General features: G+C 67.0%; 18 protein-coding genes. 14 read left to right on the top strand and 4 right to left on the bottom strand.

What is annotated here, in order from left to right; translation table 11 throughout:
- Positions 1-12: 12 nt before the first annotated feature.
- From holA to H3H55_RS03010, 3 genes are all read left to right on the top strand, one after another.
- A complete protein-coding gene (gene holA / locus H3H55_RS03000) occupies positions 13-1,107 on the top strand; it encodes a DNA polymerase III subunit delta (RefSeq protein ID WP_193097624.1) in 1,095 nt (364 codons plus the stop codon).
- Positions 1,108-1,244: 137 nt separating this feature from the next.
- Positions 1,245-2,516, top strand: a complete 1,272-nt coding sequence (locus tag H3H55_RS03005; RefSeq protein ID WP_193097625.1) for a glutamate-5-semialdehyde dehydrogenase — start codon at positions 1,245-1,247, stop codon at positions 2,514-2,516.
- A gap of 17 nt (positions 2,517-2,533) precedes the next feature.
- Positions 2,534-2,956, top strand: coding sequence for a CopD family protein (locus H3H55_RS03010; protein ID WP_193097626.1), 423 nt, complete (start codon positions 2,534-2,536; stop codon positions 2,954-2,956).
- Between the two features lie 90 nt (positions 2,957-3,046).
- Here H3H55_RS03010 and H3H55_RS03015 read toward each other — a convergent pair whose 3' ends face one another.
- Positions 3,047-3,895 carry a MurR/RpiR family transcriptional regulator gene (locus tag H3H55_RS03015; protein WP_193097627.1) on the bottom strand — a complete coding sequence of 283 codons (849 nt, stop codon included), beginning with the start codon at positions 3,893-3,895 and terminating at the stop codon, positions 3,047-3,049.
- Positions 3,896-4,188: 293 nt separating this feature from the next.
- Between H3H55_RS03015 and edd the strand changes: the two genes are divergently transcribed.
- From edd to H3H55_RS03035, 4 genes are all read left to right on the top strand, one after another.
- Positions 4,189-6,045: a phosphogluconate dehydratase gene (gene edd / locus H3H55_RS03020; RefSeq protein ID WP_193097628.1), complete on the top strand. Its 1,857-nt coding sequence runs from the start codon at positions 4,189-4,191 to the stop codon at positions 6,043-6,045.
- A gap of 19 nt (positions 6,046-6,064) precedes the next feature.
- Positions 6,065-6,691, top strand: a complete 627-nt coding sequence (gene eda, locus H3H55_RS03025; protein ID WP_048251206.1) for a bifunctional 4-hydroxy-2-oxoglutarate aldolase/2-dehydro-3-deoxy-phosphogluconate aldolase — start codon at positions 6,065-6,067, stop codon at positions 6,689-6,691.
- A gap of 223 nt (positions 6,692-6,914) precedes the next feature.
- Positions 6,915-8,276 carry a GntP family permease gene (locus H3H55_RS03030; protein WP_048251207.1) on the top strand — a complete coding sequence of 454 codons (1,362 nt, stop codon included), beginning with the start codon at positions 6,915-6,917 and terminating at the stop codon, positions 8,274-8,276.
- 13 nt (positions 8,277-8,289) lie between these two features.
- Positions 8,290-8,793: a gluconokinase gene (locus tag H3H55_RS03035; protein ID WP_193097629.1), complete on the top strand. Its 504-nt coding sequence runs from the start codon at positions 8,290-8,292 to the stop codon at positions 8,791-8,793.
- 75 nt (positions 8,794-8,868) lie between these two features.
- Here the strand turns inward: H3H55_RS03035 and H3H55_RS03040 are convergent, their stop codons facing one another.
- Complete coding sequence (locus tag H3H55_RS03040) at positions 8,869-9,516, bottom strand: TetR/AcrR family transcriptional regulator (RefSeq protein ID WP_193097630.1); 648 nt, start codon at positions 9,514-9,516, stop codon at positions 8,869-8,871.
- A gap of 274 nt (positions 9,517-9,790) precedes the next feature.
- On the opposite strand from H3H55_RS03040, the gene H3H55_RS03045 reads away from it, so the two are divergent.
- On the top strand, positions 9,791-11,212 hold the full coding sequence (locus tag H3H55_RS03045) for an NAD(P)/FAD-dependent oxidoreductase (protein ID WP_193097631.1): 1,422 nt from the start codon (positions 9,791-9,793) through the stop codon (positions 11,210-11,212).
- 70 nt (positions 11,213-11,282) lie between these two features.
- On the opposite strand, the gene purB is transcribed toward H3H55_RS03045, so the two are convergent.
- Positions 11,283-12,671, bottom strand: coding sequence for an adenylosuccinate lyase (gene purB, locus H3H55_RS03050; protein ID WP_048251211.1), 1,389 nt, complete (start codon positions 12,669-12,671; stop codon positions 11,283-11,285).
- A 230-nt stretch (positions 12,672-12,901) separates the two neighbouring features.
- Between purB and H3H55_RS03055 the strand changes: the two genes are divergently transcribed.
- The 6 genes from H3H55_RS03055 to H3H55_RS03080 all read left to right on the top strand — a co-directional run bounded on the left by H3H55_RS03055 (position 12,902) and on the right by H3H55_RS03080 (position 18,755).
- A complete protein-coding gene (locus H3H55_RS03055; protein WP_048251213.1) occupies positions 12,902-13,855 on the top strand; it encodes a LysR substrate-binding domain-containing protein in 954 nt (317 codons plus the stop codon).
- 276 nt (positions 13,856-14,131) lie between these two features.
- Positions 14,132-15,418, top strand: coding sequence for a Glu/Leu/Phe/Val family dehydrogenase (locus H3H55_RS03060; RefSeq protein WP_193097632.1), 1,287 nt, complete (start codon positions 14,132-14,134; stop codon positions 15,416-15,418).
- Positions 15,419-15,637: 219 nt separating this feature from the next.
- Positions 15,638-16,531 (top strand): glutamate/aspartate ABC transporter substrate-binding protein, encoded by an 894-nt coding sequence (locus H3H55_RS03065; protein ID WP_164991988.1) that lies wholly within the window; start codon positions 15,638-15,640, stop codon positions 16,529-16,531.
- 84 nt (positions 16,532-16,615) lie between these two features.
- Positions 16,616-17,356 carry an amino acid ABC transporter permease gene (locus H3H55_RS03070; protein ID WP_129513713.1) on the top strand — a complete coding sequence of 247 codons (741 nt, stop codon included), beginning with the start codon at positions 16,616-16,618 and terminating at the stop codon, positions 17,354-17,356.
- On the top strand, positions 17,356-18,033 hold the full coding sequence (gene gltK / locus H3H55_RS03075; RefSeq protein WP_129513714.1) for a glutamate/aspartate ABC transporter permease GltK: 678 nt from the start codon (positions 17,356-17,358) through the stop codon (positions 18,031-18,033). The genes H3H55_RS03070 and gltK overlap by 1 nt, the downstream gene beginning before the upstream one ends.
- Positions 18,030-18,755 (top strand): amino acid ABC transporter ATP-binding protein, encoded by a 726-nt coding sequence (locus tag H3H55_RS03080; RefSeq protein ID WP_011350949.1) that lies wholly within the window; start codon positions 18,030-18,032, stop codon positions 18,753-18,755. The genes gltK and H3H55_RS03080 overlap by 4 nt, the downstream gene beginning before the upstream one ends.
- A gap of 123 nt (positions 18,756-18,878) precedes the next feature.
- Here the strand turns inward: H3H55_RS03080 and H3H55_RS03085 are convergent, their stop codons facing one another.
- Complete coding sequence (locus H3H55_RS03085; protein WP_193097633.1) at positions 18,879-24,146, bottom strand: autotransporter outer membrane beta-barrel domain-containing protein; 5,268 nt, start codon at positions 24,144-24,146, stop codon at positions 18,879-18,881.
- Positions 24,147-24,369 lie beyond the last annotated feature (223 nt).

The raw sequence follows: 24,369 nt of genomic DNA on the forward strand, positions 1-24,369 counted from the left end.
GCGCACGCACCGATGCAATTGCGACTTGATGCGCTGGAGCCGCACCTCGCGAAGGGGTTGGCCGGGCTCTATACCGTCTACGGCGACGAGCCGCTGCTCGCGCAGGAAGCGTGCGACCGCATTCGTGCGGCCGCGCGCGCGGCCGGCTTCACCGAGCGATCGGTGCATACGGTCGAGCGCGGCTTCGACTGGAGCGTGCTGCTCGGCGCGACCCAGGCGATGTCGCTGTTCGGCGAGCGCCAACTGATCGAGCTGCGCATTCCATCGGGCAAGCCCGGCAAGGAAGGCGCCGATGCGCTGAAGACGCTCGCGGCCACGCCCAACCCCGATGCGCTGATGCTCGTCACGTTGCCGCGCCTCGACGCGGCCACGCAGAAATCCGCGTGGTTTACCGCGCTGCAGAACAGCGGCGTCGCGCTGAAGATCGATCCGGTCGATCGCGCGCAACTGCCGAACTGGATCGGCCAGCGTCTCGCGTTGCAGGGCCAGCGCGCCGCGCCCGGCGAGGACGGGCGGCGCGCGCTGCAGTTCATCGCGGAGCGCGTCGAGGGCAACCTGCTCGCCGCGCACCAGGAAATCCAGAAGCTCGGGCTGCTGTATCCGCAAGGCGCGCTGTCGTTCGAGCAGGTGCACGACGCGGTGCTGAACGTCGCGCGCTACGACGTCTTTAAGCTGAACGAAGCGATGCTCGCCGGCGACGCCGCGCGGCTCGCGCGGATGATCGACGGGCTGAAGGGCGAGGGCGAGGCGATCGTGCTCGTGATGTGGGCCGTCGTCGAGGAGTTGCGCACGCTGCTGCGGATCAAGCGCGGTGCGGACGCCGGCAAGCCGTTGGCGACGCTGCTGCGCGAGAACCGCGTGTGGGGGCCGCGCGAGCGGTTGATCGGCCCCGCGCTGAACCGCGTGTCGGCACCCGCGCTCGAGAAGGCGCTCGCGTTTGCCGCGAAGCTCGACCGGCAGGTCAAGGGGCTCACGGCCGTCATGCCGGGCCGCCGCACGCAGGACGAGCCGCCGCCCGATCCGTGGGACGGGCTGTTCCAGCTCGCGATGACGGTTGCGGGCGCACGCGGCGAACGACCGCCGACCGCGGGTCGCGTGCGGCGTTAAGTCCCTCCGGGCCGTCAGCGCGCACTGCGCAACCCGCTTACAATGCTTCGATGGTCGGGGCGGCCATCCGGCCGCCGCCCCACATGCTTCCCCACGAATTCATGCCGCCCAGCGCGGCTCGCTTCTCGAGTCACACGATGGATATCGATCAGTACATGACCGACCTGGGCCGCCGCGCCCGGCACGCTTCCCGCGCGATGGCGCGCGCCAGCACGGCCGCGAAGAACGCGGCGCTCGACGCCGTGGCCCGCGCGATCGAACGCGACGCGCAGGCGCTGAAGGAGGCGAATGCACGCGATGTCGCCCGCGCCCGTGAAAAGGGGCACGATGCGGCGTTCATCGACCGTCTGACGCTGTCGGACAAGGCACTGAAGACGATGGTCGAGGGCTTGCGCCAGGTCGCGTCGCTGGCCGATCCGATCGGCGAGATCGGCAACCTCAAGTTCCGCCCGAGCGGGATCCAGGTCGGCCAGATGCGCGTGCCGCTCGGCGTGATCGGCATCATCTACGAATCGCGCCCGAACGTGACGATCGACGCGGCCGCGCTGTGCCTGAAGTCGGGCAACGCGACGATCCTGCGCGGCGGTTCCGAAGCGCTCGAATCGAACGCGGCGCTCGCGAAGCTGATCGGCGAAGGTCTCGAGGCGGCCGGCCTGCCGCAGGATGCGGTGCAGGTCGTCGCGACGGCTGATCGCGCGGCGGTCGGCAAGCTGATCACGATGACCGACTACGTCGACGTGATCGTGCCGCGCGGCGGCAAGAGCCTGATCGAGCGCCTGATCAACGAGGCGCGCGTACCGATGATCAAGCACCTCGACGGCATCTGCCACGTGTACGTCGACGATCGCGCCGATCTCGACAAGGCGCTGACCGTCTGCGACAACGCGAAGACGCACCGCTACGGCACCTGCAACACGATGGAGACGCTGCTGGTCGCGAGCGGCATCGCGGCGACGCTGCTGCCGCCGCTCGGCAAGCTGTATCGCGACAAGCAGGTCGAGCTGCGCGTCGATGCGGCCGCGCGCACGGTGCTTGCCGATGCGGGCGTCGGGCCGCTCGTCGATGCGACCGAGGAAGACTGGCACACCGAATATCTCGCGCCGGTGCTCGCGATCAAGGTCGTCGACGGCCTCGACGCCGCGATCGAGCACATCAACCATTACGGCTCGCATCACACGGATGCGATCGTCACCGAGGATCACGACCGCGCGATGCGGTTCCTGCGCGAGGTCGATTCGGCGAGCGTGATGGTCAACGCGTCGACGCGCTTCGCGGACGGCTTCGAATTCGGCCTCGGCGCGGAAATCGGCATCTCGAACGACAAGCTGCACGCGCGCGGCCCCGTCGGCCTGGAAGGGCTGACGTCGCTGAAGTACGTCGTGCTCGGACACGGCGAAGGCCGCCAGTAAAGCGAGGCGCACAACCGATGGCAATGCTCTGGGTCAAGACGTTCCATATCATTCTGATCGCCGCGTGGTTCGCGGGGTTGTTCTACCTGCCGCGCATCTACGTGAACCTGGCCATGGAGACCGATCCGGCCGCGGTGCGGCGCCTGCTGCTGATGGCGCGCAAGCTGTTCCGCTTCATGACGATGATCGCGGTGCCGGCGCTGGCCTGCGGGCTGTGGCTCTGGCTCGTGATCGGCATCGGGCAGGGGCAGGGCTGGATCCATGCGAAGGTGACGGTCGTGCTGCTGCTCGTCATCTATCACGCGTACTGCGGGCACCTGCTGCGGGTGTTCGAGCGCGGCGAGAACCGCCGCACCGACAAGTGGTATCGCGTGTTCAACGAGCTGCCGGTGCTCGGCATGCTCGCGGCGGTCGCGCTGGTCGTGATCAAGCCGTTTTGAGCGGTGTTGCCGGCTAGGTGCTGCCGGCGTCGATCCATGCGCAACGGCGCCCCGCGGGGCGCCGTTTGTCGTTTACGCGCGGGTTCATTTTCAGTCCTTCGTGCCGTCGTCGATCCGGCGGCGCGTGATCGCTTCCTTCGCGCGGCCGACCCGTTCCATCAGCGCGGGGCCGCGCGACAGCGCGACGCCGACCGCGAGGATGTCGCCGATCGCGAGATGCGACATCCGCGACGTCATCGGCGAGAACACGTCCGTTTCCTCGGCGACGTTCGATGCGAGGCTGACCGTCGCGAGCTTCGCGAGCGGCGAATGGCTCTGCGTGATCGCAACGACCTGCGCGCCGCACGCGAGCGCGGAGCGCGCGGCGTCGACGATGTCGCGCGTGCGGCCGGTGTTCGAGATCGCGACCACGACGTCGTGCGGCCCGAGCAGCGCCGACGACATCGAGAACGTGTGCGGATCCGAATACGCGACGCTCGGCACGCCGAGCCGGAAGAACTTGTGCTGAATGTCCTGAGCGGCGATGCCCGAGCCGCCGGCGCCGTAGAACTCGATGCGCGACGCGTTCGACAGCAGCGCGATCGCATCGGCGACGCTGCCCGCGGACAAGCTGTTGCGCACCTCGATCAGCGCGCCGATCGTGCGGTCGAACACCTTGCCGATGATGCCGGGCGCCGGTTCGTCGGGCTCGACGTCGCGGTACACCGACGACACGCCCGGCGCGACGCTCTGCGCGAGCCGGATCTTGAATTCGCGAAAGCCGCTGCAGCCGAGCGCCTGGCAGAAGCGCGCGATCGTCGGCTGGCTGACGCCCGCGCGCGTCGACAGCTCGGTCATCGCGAGGTCGAGCACCTCGCGCGGCGCGGCGAGGATGTAGTCGGCGAGCTTGCGCTCGGACGGGCGCAACTCGGCGCGGATCGCTTCAATGCGAGGCAGCATGGGACGGCAGGCGGTAATCGGGTTCGGATGAGCGAGTGTATCGCAATCGAATTGTAGAAAATCTACATAAAAATACTAGCTACATCATTGCTCTTTCGTGGTGGTGTGGGTGGAAGGAATTAGGGTTTTCACTAGGTTAAGCCTTGCTGGTGGCGGGAGTAAGGGTTGTGCGTGAATCGATCTGCATTGCATGCGTGTAGTTTTTCTACTAGACTGACTTCGTTCTGTCGATGCATTCGACCGTCCCCACGATTCCAACCGCCGGTGTCGGCCGGCATACAGGAGCGCCCAGCATGACGTCGCTGCACCCCACTCTGGCGAAGGTCACCGAACGCGTGATCGCCCGCAGCCAATCGACCCGTTCCGCCTATCTGCAGCGCATCGACGGCGCGCAGGGCAAGTTCCCGGCGCGCGGCGCGCTGTCCTGCGCGAACCTCGCGCACGGCTTCGCGGGCCTCGAGGGCAACGACAAGTTCGCGATCAAGGCGATCCGCGAGCCGAACATCGGCATCGTGTCCTCGTACAACGAGATGCTGTCCGCGCACGCGCCGTACAAGGATTTCCCCGAGATCATCAAGGCCGCCGCGCGCGAGAACGGCGGTGTCGCGCAATTCGCGGGCGGCGTGCCGGCGATGTGCGACGGTGTCACGCAGGGCAATCCGGGGATGGAACTGTCGCTGTTCTCGCGCGAGGCGATCGCGATGGGCACGGCGATCGCGCTCACGCACAACATGTTCGACGCGGCGCTGTGCCTCGGCATCTGCGACAAGATCGTGCCGGGCCTGCTGATCGGCGCGCTGCAGTTCGGCCACCTGCCGACGATCTTCGTGCCGGCCGGCCCGATGACGAGCGGCCTGTCGAACGACGACAAGGCGAAGATCCGCCAGCAGTTCGCGACCGGCCAGGTCGGCCGCGACGCGCTGCTCGAAGCCGAATCGGCCGCGTATCACGGCCACGGCACCTGCACGTTCTACGGCACCGCGAACAGCAACCAGATGCTGATGGAGCTGATGGGGCTGCACCTGCCGGGTTCGGCCTTCGTCCATCCGCACACGCCGCTGCGCACCGCGCTGACGGCCGAGGCCGCGCGCCGCGTGCTCGACCTGACCGTCGAGCGCGGCCACTACACGCCGATCGGCCATGTGATCGACGAGAAGGCGATCGTCAACGGGATCGTCGCGCTGCTCGCGACGGGCGGCTCGACCAACCACACGCTGCACCTCGTCGCGATCGCGCGCGCGGCCGGCGTGCTGATCGACTGGAACGATTTCGACGAGCTGTCGGCCGTCGTGCCGCTGCTCGCGAAGATCTACCCGAACGGCAAGGCCGACGTGAACCATTTCCACGCGGCCGGCGGCGTCGCGTTCCTGGTGCGCAACCTGCTCGAAGGCGGGCTGTTGCACGAGGACGTGACGACGGTCGCCGGCAAGGGCCTGTCGCACTACACGAAGGAGCCGAAGCTGATCGACGGCAAGCTGACGTGGGTCGACGGCGCGGCCGAGAGCCACGACCCGAAGGTGCTGCGCGGCATCCGCGACCCGTTCCAGCCGGACGGTGGCCTGCGCCTGATGCAGGGCCGGCTCGGCCGCGGCGTGATCAAGATCTCGGCGGTCGCGCACGAGCATCGCAAGGTGACGGCGCCCGCGATCGTGTTCGATTCGCAGGAAGCCGTGCAGGCGGCATTCGATCGAGGCGAGCTGAAGCGCGATTTCGTCGCGGTGGTGCGCTTCCAGGGCGCGCGCGCGAACGGGATGCCCGAGCTGCACCGTTTGACGCCGCTGCTCGGCGTGCTGCAGGATCAGGGCTTCCACGTCGCGCTGGTGACCGACGGCCGCATGTCGGGCGCGTCGGGCAAGGTGCCGGCGGTGATCCACGTGTCGCCGGAGGCGCTGCTGGCCGGCCCGCTCGGCAAGGTGAAGACGGGCGACACGCTCGTGATCGACGCGGAAGCCGGCGTGCTCGACATCGAGGTCGACGACGCCGAGTGGCACGCGCGCCCGGTCGCGCAGCCGCAGCACCAGGCCGAGAATGAAGTCGGTTTCGGGCGCGAACTGTTCGGCGTGTTCCGCGCGGCCGCGGCGCCGGCCGAGCAGGGCGCATCGGTTTTCGGGACGCTGGTCGGCGAAACGGCCGTCCGCGTCGCCGCATGAATTTCAAGGAGTGTTATCGATGAAGACGATTGGTGAAATCGTGAAGCTGGGCCCGGTGATTCCGGTGCTCGCATTCGACTCGGTCGAGCAGGGCGAACAGGTGTCGCGCGCATTGCACGCGGGCGGCGTGAAGGTGCTCGAGATCACGCTGCGCACGCCGGCCGGCCTGGAAGCGATCCAGCGCGCGAGCCAGCTCGCGGACGACATCGTCGTCGGCGTCGGCACGATCACGAAACCCGAGCATTGCGCGCAGGCGAAACGCGCGGGCGCGAAGTTCGGCGTGTCGCCGGGCCTGACGAAGGACCTGCACCTCGCGTCGCTCGACGCGGGCCTGCCGCTGCTGCCGGGCGTGATGACGCCGAGCGACATCATCCAGGCGCTCGAATTCGGCTACGAGATCGTGAAATTCTTCCCCGCGCAGCAGGCGGGCGGCGTGCCGATGCTGCAGGCGTTCCACGGCCCGTTCCCGGCGCTGAAGTTCTGCCCGACGGGCGGCATCACGGTCGAGAGCGCGCCGAATTTCCTGAAGCTGCCGAACGTCGTCTGCGTCGGCGGTTCGTGGCTCACGCCGAAGGCCGCGCTCGCCGCGCAGGACTGGGCCGAAGTCACGCGCCTCGCGCAAGCCGCGAGCCAGCTGCCCCGCTAAGACTTGTACGAAATGGTAGTCTGACCCTCGGAGAACAAGCGCTTAGTGCTTGTTTTACCGAGGGTTTTTGCTGATGGAACCGGTTCTATCCGTGGACCGTAAAGATAAGTAAAATTCAGCGTCCTGACGGCGGGTGGGGGACCTCCCGTGTTTCGGAGACCTGCATAGCCGGGCATACTCGCAACGACTCGCCCGGTTCGAACAATTCTAGGAGGAGTGCCACATGGGGGCTGTCCAAGGCAGCATGCTGCTCGTATTCACGCTGATCGCGATTGCCGCGCTGATCCTGATGATCGCGCGCTACAAGATCTACCCGTTCCTGGTGCTGATCATCGTTTCGCTCGGCCTCGGTCTCGTCGTCGGCATGCCGATGGACAAGATCGTCAAGTCGTTCGAGACGGGCACCGGTGGCACGCTCGGCCACATCGCGATCGTCGTCGGCCTCGGCACGATGCTCGGCAAGATGATGGCCGAATCGGGCGGCGCCGAACGGATCGCGACCACGCTGATCGACTGGTTCGGGGAAAAGAACATCCACTGGGCGATGATGTTCGTCGCGATCATCGTCGGCCTGCCGGTGTTCTTCGAAGTCGGCTTCGTGCTGCTGATCCCGATCGCGTTCAACGTCGCGAAGCGCACCGGCAAGTCGCTGCTCGTCGTCGGCCTGCCGATGGTGGCCGGCCTGTCCGTCGTGCACGGCCTGATTCCGCCGCACCCGGCCGCGCTGCTGGCCGTCCAGCAATACGGCGCCGATATCGGCAAGACCATCGCGTTCGGCCTGCTCGTCGGCGTGCCGACCGCGATCATCGCGGGCCCGATGTTCGCGCTGATGATCTCGAAGTTCGTGAAGCTGCCGGAACACAACCCGCTCGCCGCGCAGTTCGTCGATTCGCACACGGATGGCCGCAAGCGCGAACTGCCGAGCTTCGGCATCACGCTGTTCACGATCCTGCTGCCCGTCGTGCTGATGCTCGTCGGCAGCTGGGCCGACCTGCTGTTCACGCCGAAGTCGCTGCCGAACAACCTGCTGCGCTTTGCCGGCAACTCGGACGTCGCGCTGCTGATCGCGGTGCTGGTCAGCTTCTGGACGTTCGGCGCGAAGCAGGGCTTCAACCGCGACCAGATCCAGAAGTTCTGCAGCGAGTGCCTGGCGCCGATCGCCGGGATCACGCTGATCGTCGGCGCGGGCGGCGGCTTCGGCGGCGTCCTGCGCGACAGCGGGATCTCGCAGCAGATCGTCGAGACCGCGAAGCACGCGCACCTGTCGCCGCTGCTGCTCGGCTGGTTCGTCGCGGCGCTGATGCGTCTCGCGACGGGCTCGGCGACGGTCGCGATGACGACGGCCTGCGGCATCGTCGCGCCGATCGCGGCGGCGGCCGGCACGACGGTCAGCCCGGAGCTGCTGGTGCTCGCCACGGGCTCGGGCTCGCTGATCTTCTCGCACGTGAACGACGGCGGCTTCTGGCTGATCAAGGAATACTTCGGGATGACGGTCGGTCAGACGTTCAAGACCTGGTCGTTGCTCGAAACCATCATCTCGGTGCTTGGTCTGAGCTTCACGCTGCTGCTGAGCCTGGTTTTGTAACAAGGGGTAGTCAATGATTCTGATCGCAATGGGCGTGTCGGGCGCGGGCAAGTCGCGAATCGGCGAAATGCTGGCGGAACGCCTGTCGTGCAGCTATACCGACGGCGACGCGTTTCACAGCGCGGCGAACAAGGAAAAGATGCACCACGGCATTCCGCTGACCGACGACGACCGCTGGCCGTGGCTGCGCGCGATTCGCGCGGCCATCGAGGAAAAGCAGCGCGCGGGGGAGACGGCCGTCTTCACCTGCTCGTCGCTGAAGCGGTCGTACCGCGACGTGCTGCGCGGCACCGACGCCGACGTGCGGTTCGTGTATCTGCAGGGTTCGTTCGAGGTGTTGCACGAGCGCCTGAAGACCCGCACCGGCCATTTCTTCGATCCGTCGCTGCTGAAGAGCCAGCTCGACACGCTCGAGGAACCGGGCCCGGACGAAGCGATCGTGGTCAGCATCGAGCTGACGCCCGAACAGATCGTCGATCAGGTGATGACGAAGATCGACAGCGCGCATCCGCACTGAGCGTGGTTCGCGGCAATACGTGATGAAAAAGGCGCCCTTCGGGGCGCCTTTTTTCGTTGGCGGCCCGCCGGCCGGTCAGGCCGCGTGCGCGCGGTTCGCGATGCCGTCGAGCAGCACGTCGAGCATCGTGTCGTGCACGGCCGCCGGATCGAGCTGCGCATAGAGCGGCGCGGCCGACCGGACGAGCGGATGCTCGGTGTCGGACAGCGCGTGCATTTCCGCGAGCTCGACGTCGTTCGCGGGCCGCGTGAGCCCGCCGGCCTCGGCGGCGGCGAGCCCGATCACGCTCGCAAACCAGCCGACGCACACGGCCGGCAGCGCCGCGCGCGGGATGCCGGCGTCGACCAGCGCGCGATGCACGGCCTCGATGTGCGCGAGATCGGCGGGCCCCGTGCTCATGTGGCGCTGCAGGAGCGCGAACGCGGCAGGGTGGCGCAGCGCGAGCGCGCGGTACTGGCGCGCGAGGTCGCGCAGCCGGTCGCGCCACGGCAGCGCGTCGTCGACCGGCACGAGCGAGCGCGACAGCGCGTTCGCGATCGCGCGGCTCAGGCCGTCCTTCGACTTGAAGTGGTACAGCACGCTCATCGGGTCGCAGCCGACCGATTGCGCGAGCTTGCGCACGCTGAATGCGGCTTCGCCGACGTCTTCGAGCAGCGCGAGCGCGGCCGCGACGATCGCGTCCTTGTCGAGGCCGCGCGGGCCCTGGGCGGGTTTGTCTTTCATCGATGCGGACTGGTGGCCGGCGCAGGCCCGGCCGTAAACTTGACGAAAGCTTATTCTACACTGTAGAATTATTTCTGCGATGTAGAAATTGGGTGTCCCGGCACCTTTCAATACGTGCTTTCGCACAGTCCGGGATCCAGGCGGCACAAGCGTGCCCGCCGTCAACACGGGCCATTGCGCCCCTTTTCTCGTTGACACCCATGTGGAACCGGCTGCCCCACACGCAAAGCCAACAGGCTCTTCGAAGGTGGCCCAAGACCATGCAAGTGCAATCATGACTTCCAATCACCAACCCCTGATCCAGGGCGAATCGCGTTTCGAGCAAACGCAACTGAACATCGAAAAAGACAACTGGAACTGGTGCGACCCGGCCCGTTACGACGGCGAGCGCCCGGCCAACTGGTACGAGGCGTCGTTGTCGCGCCACGCGAACACCGCGCCGCTCGCGCACGACGCCGTATGCGACGTGCTCGTGATCGGCGCGGGGCTGCTCGGCGCGTCGGCCGCGCTGCATCTCGCGGAAGCGGGCGTCGACACGATTCTCGTCGACAAGCATCACGTCGGCTCGGCGGCATCGGGCCGTAATGGCGGTCAGCTCACGCCCGGCCTCGCGCGCTGGGAAGCCGCCGACATGATCGATCACCTGTCGCACGACGATGCGAAGCGGCTGTGGCGCTTCGCATCGGCCGAATCGATGGGGCTGATTGATACGATCGGCGCGCGTTACGCGCTCGATCTCGACCGCAAGCGCGGCCACATCACGGCGGCGGTCCACCCGGGCCATATGAGCGCGCTGCTCGACGGCGCGGATGCGCGCCGCCATCTCGGCGACGCGGGCGTGACGCTCGTCGGCCGCCATCAACTGCATGACGAATACGTGCGCTCGGGGCTCTACCACGGCGCGGCGATCGACACGATCGGCGGGCAGATTCACCCGCTCGCGCTGGTGCGCGGCCTCGTGCACGGCTTCCGGCTGAACGGTGGCGCGCTGTTCGAGGGCACCGAGGTGCTCGAGCTTGACGACACGCCGGCGGGCGTCGTCGCGACGACACCGGGCGGCACGATCACCGCGCGCAAGGGTGTCGTGCTCGCGCTGCACAACACGACGTTCCGGCTGCTCGACGACGGCGCCGCGACGACCGTGCCGTTCTTTACCTACGTGAGCGTGACGGCGCCGCTCGACGTCGACGTCGCGACGCTGATGCCGGCCGGCATGCCCGTGTACGACACGCAGTTCCAGATCGACTACTACCGGCCGGTGCGCGGCAACCGCCTGCTGTTCGGCGGGCAGGGTACCGGCAGCTGCTGGGCGCAGCCCGACGTCAACGCGTATCTGCTGACGCGGCTGAACACGGTATTTCCGCAGGTCGACGGCCAGTTCGCGCTCGACTACTGCTGGAGCGGCGTCAGCGATTTCACGCTGAACGGCGCCACCGACAGCCGCAAGACCGACGGCCGCGTGCCGATGTACATGGTGCAGGGCTGGAGCGGCCACGGCGTCGCGCAAACGGTGCGGATCGGCAAGGCGATCTGCGACGATTTCGTCGGACGCAACGACGATTTCTCGATGCTCACCGGCATCGACCACCGCTCGATTCCGCTCGGCCGTCAGTTGTCGCCGATCGCGATCCCGGCCGCGAAGGCGGCGATGAGCGTGATGAGCGCGCTCAACCCGGGCCGGATGATTTCGTTCTGAGCGCCTGAAAGGAAAAAAGCCCGATGCGATCGCTCGCATCGGGCTTTTTCGCGTCTGGCGACGGCGGCGCTTACGCGATCCGCTTCGCGAGTTCGACGGCCTTGCCGATGTACGACGCGGGCGTCATCTCGAGCAGGCGATCCTTCGCATCCTGCGGGATCGCGAGCGTGCCGACGAACTGCTGCAGCGCTTCGCGCGTGATGCCCTTGCCGCGCGTCAGTTCCTTCAGCTGCTCGTACGGGTTCTCGATGCCGTAGCGGCGCATCACCGTCTGCACCGGCTCGGCGAGCACTTCCCAGCAGTTGTCGAGATCTTCGTTCAGGCGCTGCGGATTCACTTCGAGCTTGTCGAGGCCGCGGATCAGCGAGTCGTACGCGAGCAGCGAGTAGCCGAGCGCGACGCCCATGTTGCGCAGCACCGTCGAGTCGGTCAGGTCGCGCTGCCAGCGCGACACCGGCAGCTTGTCGGCGAGGTGGCGCAGCGTCGCGTTCGCGAGGCCCAGGTTGCCTTCCGAGTTCTCGAAGTCGATCGGGTTGACCTTGTGCGGCATCGTCGACGAGCCGATTTCGCCGGCCTTCGTCTTCTGCTTGAAGTAGCCGACCGAGATGTAGCCCCACACGTCACGGTCGAGGTCGAGCAGGATCGTGTTCGCGCGTGCGACCGCGTCGAACAGCTCGGCCATGTAGTCGTGCGGCTCGATCTGGATCGTGTACGGGTTGAACGTGAGCTTCAGGCGGTTTTCGATCACGTCGCGCGAGAACGCTTCCCAGTCGAATTCCGGATACGCGGACAGGTGCGCGTTGAAGTTGCCGACCGCGCCGTTCATCTTGCCGAGGATCTCGACCTTCTCGATGCGAACGATCGCACGGGCGAGGCGCGCGGCGACGTTCGCGAGTTCCTTGCCGAGCGTCGTCGGGCTGGCCGGCTGGCCGTGCGTGCGCGACAGCATCGGCTGTTCGGCGTGCGCATGTGCGAGCGCGACGAGGCGCTGGTAGACCGTGCGCAGCGCCGGCACGATCACGTGTTCGCGCGCGCCGGCGAGCATCATCCCGTGCGACGTGTTGTTGATGTCCTCGGACGTGCACGCGAAGTGGATGAATTCGCTCGCCTTCTCGAGTTCGGCCTGGCCCTTCACCGATTCCTTCAGCCAGTATTCGACGGCCTTCACGTCGTGGTTCGTCACGCGCTCGATTTCCTTGATGCGTGCGGCGTCGTGCGCGGTGAAGCGCTCGGCGAGCTGCAGCAGGAACTGCTCGGCGGCGTCGGAGAAGCGCGGGACTTCCGCGAAGCCGGCGCGCGACAGCGCGATCAGCCAGTGCACCTCGACGGTGACGCGGTGGCGCATGAAGGCGGCTTCGGAGAGCCAGTCGCGCAGCGCTTCGGTCTTGCTGGCGTAGCGGCCGTCGATGGGCGAGAGCGCGGTGAGGGCGAAAAGCGTATCGGGACGAGTGTCGGACATGATCGGGCGGGCCTTGAAGCCGGGGCAAGCGAGGGGAGGAGAATCCGGTATTTTACCATCGGCGCGGGACGATCCCGGCCGCGGCCGGCCGGCGGGTGCCGTCGCGGGTGAACGCCGCGCCGGCGCCCGTCCGCAGCGGGCCGCCGGGCCGCTCGCCGCGCCGCCGGCCGGGCCCGGCCGCCGGTAGAATGCAGGCTTCTTCCCGACCGCCGCCCGCCGCGCCCGCCTGCATGGAACTGAAATGGCTCGAAGACTTCGTTTCGCTCGCGGAAACGCGCAGCTTTAGCCGGTCCGCCGAACTGCGGCACGTGTCGCAGCCGGCGTTCTCGCGGCGCATCCAGGCGCTCGAGGCATGGCTCGCGACCGAACTGATCGATCGTTCGGTCTATCCGACGCGCCTCACGCAGGCCGGCCAGATCTTCTACGAGCAGGCGCTGACGATGCTGTCGCAGGCGCACGAGGCCCGGACGCTGTTGCGCGGCCACGTCGGCGCGCCGGTGCCGACGATCGAGTTCGCGGTTCCGCACACGCTGTCGCTCACGTATTTCCCGCGCTGGCTGCAGCGGATCGAGGCGAAGATGGGCCAGGTCCACACGCGGTTGCGCGCGCTGAACGTGCACGACGCGGTGCTGTCGCTCGTCGAGGGCGGCTGCGATCTCGTGATGGGTTACCACCATCCAAGCCATCCGGTCGCGCTCGACCCGGCGCGCTACGACATGCTGGTCCTCGGCAGCGAGCCCATCAGCCCGTTCTCGGCGCCCGGCCGAGCGGGCCGGCCGCGCTATACGCTGCCCGGAACCGCCGACGCGCGCGTGCCGTACCTGTCGTATACGCCGAACGCGTATCTCGGCCGGATGACGGAAGTCATCGTCGCGAACGCGCCGACCCGGCTGTTCCTCGATCGCGTCTATGAAACCGACATGGCCGAAGGGCTGAAGGCGATGGCGCTTGCGGGCCACGGCGTCGCGTTCCTGCCGCACAGCGCGGTCGAGGACTCGGTTGCCGGTGGCCGCCTGATCCGGCTCGACCGGTCGGTGCGCGGCGGCGCGCATCCGTTCACGCTGACGATGGAGATCCGGCTGTACTGCGACAAGCTCGCGCTGCAGGGCGACGATCCGCGCCAGAAGCTGGTGCGGGCGCTGTGGGACGTCGTGCGCGACGAGCTGCGCGATACCGACGCCTGATTGTGGCCGCTTGATTGTGGCCGCTTGAAGGCGGCGGGCTGACGGCGACCTTGCGGCGCCTGTCGGACGGCTGTCCGGCGGCCGGCCCGCACCCGACAACACGATTTTTCGCGGACGCGATGCATGACCGATCGCGGGCGTTCTTGCGCAAATCGACCGCAGATTTGCGAAAAATCGCGATCATGCAAGAAACGCATAATCGAATAAGCAAACGGCATTGGATAAAAAAAACGGGTTTTTCGACAATGTGCGCACCTGTTGACCGTTGGAGCATCCATGTCTTCGCAATTGCAGTCCATCCCGTCCTACCTGCACGCCGACGATCTCGGCCCGTGGGGCAACTACCTTCAGCAAGTCGATCGCGTCGCGCCGTACCTCGGCTCGCTGTCGCGCTGGCTCGAGACGCTGAAGCGTCCGAAGCGCATCCTGATCGTCGACTGCCCCATCGAGCTCGACAACGGCACCGTCGCGCACTTCGAAGGCTATCGCGTGCAGCACAACGTGTCGCGCGGCCCGGGCAAGGGTGGCGTGCGCTACCACCAGGACGTGACGCTGTCGGAAGTGATGGCACTGTCCGCATGGATGTCGGTCAAGAACGCGGCCGTGAACGTGCCGTACGGCGGCGCGAAGGGCGGTATCCGCGTCGACCCGCGCAAGCTGTCGCGTGGTGAGCTCGAGCGCGTGACGCGCCGCTACACCAGCGAAATCGGCATCATCATCGGCCCGAACACCGACATTCCGGCGCCGGACGTCAACACCAACGAACAGGTGATGGCGTGGATGATGGACACCTACTCGATGAACCAGGGCCAGACGTCGACCGGCGTCGTGACCGGCAAGCCGATCGCGCTCGGCGGTTCGCTCGGCCGCAAGGAAGCAACGGGCCGCGGCGTGTTCGTCGTCGGTTCGGAAGCGGCGAAGAAGAAGGGCCTCGAAATCGCAGGCGCGCGCATCGCGGTGCAGGGCTTCGGCAACGTCGGCGGCATCGCGGCGAAGCTGTTCCAGGAAGCGGGTTCGAAGGTGATCGCGGTGCAGGATCACACGGGCACGATCTACCAGCCGGCCGGCCTCGATTCGAACAAGCTGCTCGACCACGTCGCACGCACGGGCGGTGTCGCGGGCTTCGAAGGCGCTGAGCCGATGCCGAACGACGAGTTCTGGACGGTCGAAACCGACATCCTGATCCCGGCGGCACTGGAAAACCAGATCACCGAGAAGAACGCATCGAAGATCCGCACGAAGATCATCGTCGAAGGCGCGAACGGCCCGACGACGACGGCGGCGGACGACATCCTGAGCGCGAACGGCGTGCTCGTGATCCCCGACGTGATCGCGAACGCGGGTGGCGTGACCGTGTCGTACTTCGAGTGGGTGCAGGATTTCTCGAGCTTCTTCTGGACGGAAGACGAGATCAACCATCGTCTCGAGCGCGTGATGCGCGATGCGTTCGCCGGCGTGTGGGCGGTCGCGGAAGAGCACAAGGTGTCGGTGCGCACGGCGGCGTTCATCGTTGCGTGCAAGCGCATCCTGATGGCGCGCGAAATGCGCGGCCTCTACCCCTGATCGTCGACTTCGATCGATTCATGACGCAATCCACCCGATTGCGGATATGAACCCTCGCGGGCGGTGCCGGATCCGGCACCGCCCGCGCGCGCATTCGGGCTGCCCGGAGCCGGGAGGAAGGCTTCGCACGGGGCGATTCGTAGTGCGGTAAACAACCAGTACTTTCAAAAATATTACTTTGATACACTGGCGCGGGTTTTAGCCAAGGAGATGACCAAAATGAAATACCAAAAGGCTGTCCTGATGATCGCGGCGCTTTGCGCATTCGCAAGCGGCGCGCATGCTCAGGAGACGGGCACGCTGAAGAAGATCAAGGACACGGGCGTGATCGCGCTGGGCCACCGCGAATCGTCGATCCCGTTCTCCTACTACGACCAGAACCAGCAGGTGGTCGGTTATTCGCGCGAATTCCAGATGAAGGTGGTCGACGCGGTGAAGAAGAAGCTGAACCTGCCGAACCTGCAGGTGAAGAACATTCCGGTCACGTCGCAGAACCGCATTCCGCTGGTGCAGAACGGCACGGTCGACATCGAGTGCGGCTCGACGACCAACAACGCCGAGCGTCAGCAGCAGGCTGCGTTCTCCGACACGATCTTCGTGATCGGCACGCGCCTGATGACGAAGAAGGATTCGGGCGTCAAGGATTTCGCGGACCTGAAGGGCAAGACGGTCGTGACGACCGCCGGCACGACGTCCGAGCGCCTGCTGCGCAAGATGAACAACGAGAAGCAGCTCGGCATGAACATCATCAGCGCGAAGGATCACGGCGATTCGTTCAATACGCTCGAATCGGGCCGCGCGGTCGCGTTCATGATGGATGACGCGCTGCTCGCGGGCGAGCGTGCGAAGGCGAAGCAGCCGGGCGAGTGGGTGATCGTCGGCACGCCGCAATCGGAAGAAGCGTACGGCTGCATGATGCGCAAGGGCGATACCGATTTCAAGAAGGTCGTCGACGACGCGATCTCGCAGGTCGAGAAGTCGGGCGACGCCGCGAAGATCTACGCGAAGTGGTTCGAGAACCCGATTCCGCCGAAGGGGCTGAACCTGAACTTCCCGCTGTCCGATTCGATGAAGAAGCTGTACGCGAACCCGAACGACAAGGCGCTCGACTGACCGCACGGCCGTTGATGCAGAAATGACGCTAATGAGACGGAAGAGGCCACGCTTCTTCCGTCTCTTTTTGCTGGAGTCTTGCCCATGTCTTACCACTGGAACTGGGGCATCTTCCTGAGCCCCGTGTCGACCGGCGAGCCGACGACTTATTTCGGATGGCTGATGTCCGGCTTCTGGGTGACGATCGAAGTGTCGCTCGCCGCCTGGGTCATCGCGCTGATCGTCGGATCGTTGTTCGGCGTGCTGCGCACCGTGCCGAACAAATGGCTGTCCGCGCTCGGCACCCTGTACGTGTCGATCTTCCGGAACATTCCGCTGATCGTGCAGTTCTTCGTCTGGTATCTCGTGATACCCGAGCTGCTGCCCGCGTCGATCGGCACCTGGATCAAGCAGTTGCCGCCCGGCACGCAGTTCTTTACCGCGTCGATCATCTGTCTCGGCCTGTTCACGGGCGCGCGCGTGTGCGAACAGGTGCGCTCGGGGATCAACGCGCTGCCGAAGGGCCAGCGCGCCGCCGGCCTCGCGATGGGCTTCACGCAATGGCAGACGTACCGCTACGTGCTGCTGCCCGTTGCGTACCGGATCATCGTGCCGCCGCTCACGTCGGAATTCCTGAATATCTTCAAGAACTCCGCCGTCGCGTCGACGATCGGCCTGCTCGACCTGTCCGCGCAGGCACGCCAGCTCGTCGACTACACCGCGCAGACCTATGAGTCGTTCATCGCGGTCACGCTCGCGTACGTGCTGATCAACCTGGTCGTGATGGCGTTCATGCGCTGGATCGAAGCCCGTACGCGGCTGCCCGGCTATATCGGAGGCAAGTGATGCATCAGTTCGACTGGAGTAGTATTCCCGGCGCGCTGCCGACGCTGTGGACGGGTGCGATCGTCACGTTGCAGATCACGCTGATCGCGATCGTGATCGGGATCGTCTGGGGCACGCTGCTGGCGCTGATGCGGCTGTCGGGCGTCAAGCCGCTCGCGTGGTTCGCGCAGGGCTACGTGACGGTGTTCCGCTCGATCCCGCTCGTGATGGTGCTGCTGTGGTTCTTCCTGATCGTGCCGCAGCTGCTGCAGGGCGTGCTCGGGTTGTCGCCGACGATCGACATCCGTCTCGCATCGGCGATGGTCGCGTTCTCGCTGTTCGAAGCCGCGTATTATTCCGAGATCATCCGCGCCGGCATTCAGTCGGTGCCGCGCGGGCAGGTGAACGCCGCGTTCGCGCTCGGCATGAACTACGCGCAGGCGATGCGCCTCGTGATCCTGCCGCAGGCATTCCGCGCAATGGTGCCGCTGCTGCTCACGCAGGCGATCGTCCTGTTCCAGGATACGTCGCTCGTGTACGTGATCAGTCTCGCGGACTTCTTCCGCACGGCCGCCAACGTCGGCGATCGCGACGGCACGACCGTCGAGATGGTCCTGTTCGCCGGCGCATGTTATTTCGTGATTTGCTCGTTGGCGTCTGTTCTCGTCAAGAGTCTCCAGAAAAAGGTCACACGATGATTTCCATCAAGAACGTTTCGAAGTGGTACGGCCAGTTTCAGGTCCTCACCGACTGCACGACCGAGGTCAAGAAGGGCGAAGTGGTCGTCGTGTGCGGCCCGTCGGGCTCCGGCAAGTCGACGCTGATCAAGACCGTGAACGGCCTCGAGCCGTTCCAGCAGGGCGAGATCCTGGTGAACGGCCAGTCGGTCGGCGACAAGAAGACGAACCTGTCGAAGCTGCGCTCGAAGGTCGGGATGGTGTTCCAGCATTTCGAGCTGTTCCCGCACCTGTCGATCACCGAGAACCTGACGCTCGCGCAGGTCAAGGTGCTCGGCCGCGGCAAGGACGAGGCGAACGAGAAGGGCATGAAGCTGCTCGATCGCGTCGGCCTGAAGGCGCATGCGCACAAGTTCCCGGGCCAGCTGTCGGGCGGCCAGCAGCAGCGTGTCGCGATCGCGCGCGCGCTGTCGATGGACCCGATCGCGATGCTGTTCGACGAACCGACGTCCGCGCTCGATCCCGAGATGATCAACGAAGTGCTCGACGTGATGGTCGAACTCGCGCAGGAAGGGATGACGATGATGGTCGTCACGCACGAGATGGGCTTCGCGAAGAAGGTCGCGCATCGCGTGATCTTCATGGACAAGGGCGCGATCGTCGAGGACGACCGCAAGGACGATTTCTTCTCGAATCCGAAATCGGAACGCGCGAAGGACTTCCTCGCGAAGATCCTGCACTGAGCGTTCGCATATCGCGTGCGCTTCGTGCGCGCCAATACGAAACCGCCCGGCCGAACGCCGGGCGGTTTTTTGTTCGCCGGCTGCCGTTGCTCGCAGCCGACGGACGGGGCCGTGCGCCGTTCGTTACCAGCTGTACCGGTAGCCGACCTGTCCGACGACGCCGCGCCGATACGCGCCGCCGATGTTGCGCGCGATCTTCGCATTCGCGTACAGCTCGCCCGACTTGCCGAAGCCCGCGGTGACGCCGACGCCGAGCTCGTACCACGTGCGGCCGAGATGCGTCGCGAACGGCGTGCCGCCGACGACGGTCTGGCCCGGCGACAGGAAGTCGTGCAGCACGTCGGCCGTGAAGTACGGCGTCGCGGCGCCGCCGCCCGAATCCGCGGCGAGGTTCGGCCGGAAGATGCGCACGCCGACGCGGCCGCGCAGCGCGTTGGTCGTCGTGCCCGACACGGCCGACACGTTGTCGTTGAACCCGTTCAGTTTCAGGTACTGATACATCAACTGCGCCTGCGGCTCGACCGCGATCGGCGTGTTGCCGATCGCGAACGGCTTGCCGACCTCTTGCGACAGCGCGAAGCCGAAGCCGTTCTGCGACGCCTCGTTGCCGTAGCTGTCGCGATAGCGGTTGCCGTAGTGCGTGACCTGTCCGACGCTGTCGAAGTACGTGCCGTCGGACAGATAGCGCGTCCAGTAGCCGCCGACGCTCTGCGCGTGCATCTCGACCGAGCCCGTCGACGTCGACAGGTTCGGCGAGCCGGCGCGCGCCATGTCGCTGAAGCTCGCGTTCGACACGCCGATGCTGGCCGTCACGCCCGCATGCGTGCTGCCGCCGCCGTTCGGCGCCTGGTCGAGCGTCCAGTCCTTGCCGAACTGCGCGAAGAACGTACGCTCGTCGGCTGCGAAGCGCCCCGCGTCCGCATCGAGGCTCTCGCCGCCGATGCGCCCCCACACACCGTCGCGGTTGCCGGGCTGCTGCTTTCCGAGGTTGTAGATGTCGCCCACGCGCTCGTGCAGCTTGCCGAGCGTCGAGAAGCCGTAGTCGGCGTTCAGCAGCGGCGTCAACGCGTAGCCGGCGACGCCCGGACGATACGCGAGCGTGCCGCCGTTGCCATTCCCGTTGCCGCCGCCGCCGTTCGTGGTGGCCGGATCGATCGGGTCGCCCGGGTCCGTCGAGTCGAGTTGCGAACGCAGGTACCAGTTGTTCGTGCCGCTCTGGCCGCCGCGGTAGAGCCGGTACTCGTAGGCGCCGGCCTGCACGGGGCCTGCCAGCTGGAATGCCGATGCCGTGGTCGTGCCGCCGTTCGTGGCGACGACCACGGGAATCCCGTCGCCCCTGGTCTGTGCGCCGGTGCCGGCTGTATTGGCGATCTTCAGGCCGGTCGTGCCGCTCGCGGTGCCGCCGTTCACGATCAGCTGGTCGGTCGGCGACGCATCGGCGCCGAGATACGTGTTGAGCGCGATCGTGCCGCCGTTGCCGACGTAGCTGCCGGTCGTCAGCGTCTTGTAGCTGCCCGTGAGCGTCGGCGAGCCGACCGGCGCGGCGAACGCAACCAGGCCCGCGTTGTTCAGGCTGCTCAGCACCGAGCTGCCCGTCATGCGCCATGTGCTCGTGCCGTCGATCGTCAGCGCGACCGGATCGATCTTGCCCGTCAGCGTCGTGCCGTTCGCGAGGAACACGTTGCCGGTGCTCGATGCGTCGGAGACGATGTCGCCGGCGAGGTTCACCGCCGACGCGTTGAACGTCACGTTGCTGCCGTTCACGAGACTCAGCAGCGTACCGTTGCCGGCCGTCACGACCGTGCCGTTGCGCACCGCGATGTCGGCCGTGCCGCCGCGCGCAAGGAATGCCGGCCCGGCGGCGGACGTCACGCTGCCGCCGTCGACGAGTACCGAGCTCGTCGCGCCGTTCGCCAGTGTGTCCGACGTCAGCACGCCGGCCGTCGCGCCCTTGAGCGTCGTGCCGGTCAACGCGAGCACGCCGCCGCTGTCCGCGGTCGCGCCATTGCCGGCCGCGCTGGCGATCGACGACCCTGCATCGGCGACGCGGCCGCCGTTCTGCGCGACGACGCCATCGGCCGCACTGCCCGACGCGGTGATGGCCGTGCCCGACAGTAGCGCCGTCGCACCGCCGTCCATCACGATCGCATGCGCGCCGGCACCGGTCGTCGCGACGGTCGTGCCGGTGGCCGCGAGCGTCGAAGCCGCGCCCGACACGAACAGGCCGCGCGCGTTGGCGCCGGCGGTGCGGACGACCGTTGCCGCATCGGTCGCGATGCGCGCGCCCGCGCCGGTCGACGTGAGGCCATCGGCGCCGTTGCCGGTGGTGGCGACCTGCGTGCCGGACAACGCGATCGTTGCATTCGTGCCGAGGTTGCGGATCCCGCTGCCCGATCCGCCGACCGCGATCGACGTCGCGCCGGCGGCAAGCCCGCCGCCCGATACGGTCGAGTCGATCAGCACGCCGTCGGCGCTGCCGTTCGCGATGACGGTGCCCGCGCCCGACAGGGCGACCGACGCACCGGCGCCCGTCAGGCGCACGCCCGCGATGCCGTCGTCGGCTTCGATCGAACCCGTGTTGGCGAGCGTCGCGGACGCGCCCTGCACGAGCGCGCCGGTGCCGTCGGAGACGCGGATCGTCGACGCGTTGTTCACCGTGCCGAGCGTGCCGGCCACGACGCCGGTCGAGCCGGCGCCCGTCAGCAGCACCGTGTCGCGGTTCTCGAGCGTGCCGAGGTTTTGCGCGACGAAGCCCGTCACGCCGGCGGACGACGACGTGACGGCGGCGTCGTTGATCAGCGTCGTCGCGGCCGGCGCGCCGGCATTCGCGCCGGTAAGGTCGTGCGCCTGGCCGTCGACGACGCCCGCAATGGCGCCGGCCGCGTTCAGGTTGATCGTCGCACCCGCGTCGATCGTGCCCTTCGCGCCGCCTTCGACCGCGATCGCGATGCTATTCGCGCCGTTGACGTTGTAGATCGCGTTGCCGGTCGACAGCGTGGTGCCGGCGTCGGTCGCGAGCACGCCGTGCGCGCGCTGGCCGTTGACGTCGGTCGTCAGCGCGCCGGCCGTCGACGCGCCGGTGTAGGCCGCGCCGCCCGCGACGCGGAACAGCGTCGAGTCGTCGGTGTCGACGCTGAGGTGCTGCGCGGCGACGTTGATCTTCGAACCCGCGCCATACGCGTAAAAGCCGATCTGGCTGGTGCCCGACATGAACGCGGGCACCGCGTTCGCACCGACGTCGATCGTCGCACCCGAGCGCGCGTGCACGCCGATCGCGCCGGTGCCCGTCAGGTTGAGCGCGCCGTCGAGCGTCGCCTTCGCGAGCGGCCCTTCGGCCCACACGCCGTAGTTGCGCGTGCCCGATGCGGGATCGAGGCCGCCGGCCACGTTGATCGTGCCGGTCGAGGTCGCGGCGGTCGCGTTCGTGCCGGTTCCGACGACCATGATGCCGATGCCGTTCACGCCGTTCAGCGTGATGGTGCCCGTGTTGGTCACGGTCGCGGCGGTGTCGGAGGCCAGCATGCCGACGTTCGCGAGCGGCGTGCCGGGCGCCGCGCCGTTGACGACGATCGTGCCCGCGTTGCTCAGCGTGCCGGACGACGAGCCGATGCTCGCCAGCGCGGCGCCGTTCTGCGTCTGCGAGCCGATCACGATCGTGCCGAGGTTGCTCGCGGTGCCGGATGCGCCGAGCAGGATGCCGTACGCGTGCGCGGACAGCGCGACGTCATTCGCGGCTTCCGGCGACGCGGCGTCGTACTGGGCCGCGCGGCCGAGGTAGATCGTGCCGCCGGCTTCGTTCGTGAAGCTGCCGCCGTCGACGAGGCCGCCGATCACCTGGCTGTCGAGCGTCGTCGCGTTGACGCCGACGTTGATCGTGCCGGCGTTCGATGCGCTCGCGCCGCCCGTCGCGGCCACCGCGTAGTTCTGCAGGTCCGGGCGCGTGCTGTTGAAGGTCCACGCGCCGACGTTCATCACGCCGTGGTTGACGAACGTCGTGCCCGCACCGTTCGCGTAGACGCCGTTACCCTCGGTGTACGCGTTGAGGCTGAAGTTGTCGGGCAGCGCGGTGCCGCCCGTATTGAAGTTGTCGCCGGCGGCGTAGCCGGACGAGATCACGCCGTTGTTGACGCCGCTCGCGCCGGTCAGCAGGCGCACGAGCGTGAAGTCGCCCGACAGGCGTCCGTCGTTGACGAAGTGCGCGCCGTTTTCGGCGAGGACCGCCGAGCTCGAGGCGATCGTATTGGTGCCGCGGAAGTCGATCTGGCCATCCTTGCCGATGTGCAGCGTCGCGTTCGCGCCCGTGCCGTGCAGTACCGACAGATAGTTCAGCGGCAGCGCATTCTTGTCGCTCGGCGACACGTTGTTCGCATACTCGAAGGATTGCGTGGAGAACGTGACGGCCTGGCTGAACGCGTTGTCGTAGGCGGCCTGCGAACCGAGCGCGCCGTTCTGGACCGACCGCACGAGAAAGTTGTTGTACGCGGCGAGCGACGCGGCATCGGTGACGGTCCACGCGCTGCCGTTGAACGCGGTGAAGGTGCCCGCATAGGCCGGCACGTCGAGCAGGACATGGCTGACGGGGCCGCCGCTCGCGAGATAGTCGCCCGTGCCGAGCCAGATCTGGTTGCGCGAATTCCAGTTGACGACGCTTTTCGCGGCGCCCGTGCCGTCCGCGACGAACAGGTCGCTGTTCTTCGGCGCCATCGTGATCGCGTTGCCGGCTGCCGCAGGCGAGCTCGCCGGGTTGCCGATCGACACGTCGAGCGTGCCGCCGGAGCTGTCGACCGTGCCGATCCGCGTGTTCACGTACTGGTTACCGTTCACGTCGTGATAGACGGGTACGCTGGTCGAACCCGCGCTCGACGCGGCAAACGTGGTCGAGTCGTAGGTGGCGACCGACGCATGGCCGCCGGTGATCGCGTCGGGCGTGCTGACGCTCTGCGTCTTGCCGCCGATCGACAGCAGCGGCTGGTTGGGATTACCCGACACGACGGACGTGCCGCTGAGCGGCGTCAGCGTGTAGCCCATGTCGCCGGTCGCGCCGGTCCATGCACCCGTCAGGCCGACCCGGTCGCCGCCCGACACGGTCGTGGCGCCGGCCAGGTTGTCGTTGACGGTCGGGCTGAAACTGCCGAGCGCGCAGTTGCCGCCGCTCGCGACCGCCGCGCCGCTGCCGCACGTCGACGCATACGCGGAGCCGGCCGACAGCGCGGCCAGCGCGGCGCTCAGCGCCGCGACGCGAAACGGCGACCGGCGCGCGGCCGCGCGTACGGCACGGCGGCTTGTGCCCGATTCGCTGCCCGAACGCTTGCCGCGCGCCCGTGTCGTTTCCGCAACCGCGACCCAGCAGCCGGCGGCCTCGCTCCATATCGATCGAAATGAGTGATTCACGACAAGCCTCTCTTTCTTTTTTTGAAGTGGTATTCACCGCGCTGCAGTGAAATCGCAATCCGCGGTGGAGAAATGGCCTGAATGGACGTGCAGCGGCCGTGGCCGTTTCTGCGCCAAGCGTGATTCGTTACACCGAGGATGAACGGAGTCTACTGATCGAGAGGGCGCTCGATTATCAAAAAAATAATGAGTGTGGCGATAATGCCGACTTCTGGCGGTATAT

It is taken from the genome of Burkholderia sp. Z1 (assembly GCF_014893795.1).
Taxonomy (GTDB): domain Bacteria; phylum Pseudomonadota; class Gammaproteobacteria; order Burkholderiales; family Burkholderiaceae; genus Burkholderia; species Burkholderia theae.

Coding starts and splice junctions, on each gene's coding strand:
- holA (WP_193097624.1), top strand. CDS start 13: ATGCAATTGCGACTTGATGCGCTGGAGCCGCACCTCGCGAAGGGGTTG.
- H3H55_RS03005 (WP_193097625.1), top strand. CDS start 1,245: ATGGATATCGATCAGTACATGACCGACCTGGGCCGCCGCGCCCGGCAC.
- H3H55_RS03010 (WP_193097626.1), top strand. CDS start 2,534: ATGGCAATGCTCTGGGTCAAGACGTTCCATATCATTCTGATCGCCGCG.
- H3H55_RS03015 (WP_193097627.1), bottom strand. CDS start 3,895: ATGCTGCCTCGCATTGAAGCGATCCGCGCCGAGTTGCGCCCGTCCGAG.
- edd (WP_193097628.1), top strand. CDS start 4,189: ATGACGTCGCTGCACCCCACTCTGGCGAAGGTCACCGAACGCGTGATC.
- eda (WP_048251206.1), top strand. CDS start 6,065: ATGAAGACGATTGGTGAAATCGTGAAGCTGGGCCCGGTGATTCCGGTG.
- H3H55_RS03030 (WP_048251207.1), top strand. CDS start 6,915: ATGGGGGCTGTCCAAGGCAGCATGCTGCTCGTATTCACGCTGATCGCG.
- H3H55_RS03035 (WP_193097629.1), top strand. CDS start 8,290: ATGATTCTGATCGCAATGGGCGTGTCGGGCGCGGGCAAGTCGCGAATC.
- H3H55_RS03040 (WP_193097630.1), bottom strand. CDS start 9,516: ATGAAAGACAAACCCGCCCAGGGCCCGCGCGGCCTCGACAAGGACGCG.
- H3H55_RS03045 (WP_193097631.1), top strand. CDS start 9,791: ATGACTTCCAATCACCAACCCCTGATCCAGGGCGAATCGCGTTTCGAG.
- purB (WP_048251211.1), bottom strand. CDS start 12,671: ATGTCCGACACTCGTCCCGATACGCTTTTCGCCCTCACCGCGCTCTCG.
- H3H55_RS03055 (WP_048251213.1), top strand. CDS start 12,902: ATGGAACTGAAATGGCTCGAAGACTTCGTTTCGCTCGCGGAAACGCGC.
- H3H55_RS03060 (WP_193097632.1), top strand. CDS start 14,132: ATGTCTTCGCAATTGCAGTCCATCCCGTCCTACCTGCACGCCGACGAT.
- H3H55_RS03065 (WP_164991988.1), top strand. CDS start 15,638: ATGAAATACCAAAAGGCTGTCCTGATGATCGCGGCGCTTTGCGCATTC.
- H3H55_RS03070 (WP_129513713.1), top strand. CDS start 16,616: ATGTCTTACCACTGGAACTGGGGCATCTTCCTGAGCCCCGTGTCGACC.
- gltK (WP_129513714.1), top strand. CDS start 17,356: ATGCATCAGTTCGACTGGAGTAGTATTCCCGGCGCGCTGCCGACGCTG.
- H3H55_RS03080 (WP_011350949.1), top strand. CDS start 18,030: ATGATTTCCATCAAGAACGTTTCGAAGTGGTACGGCCAGTTTCAGGTC.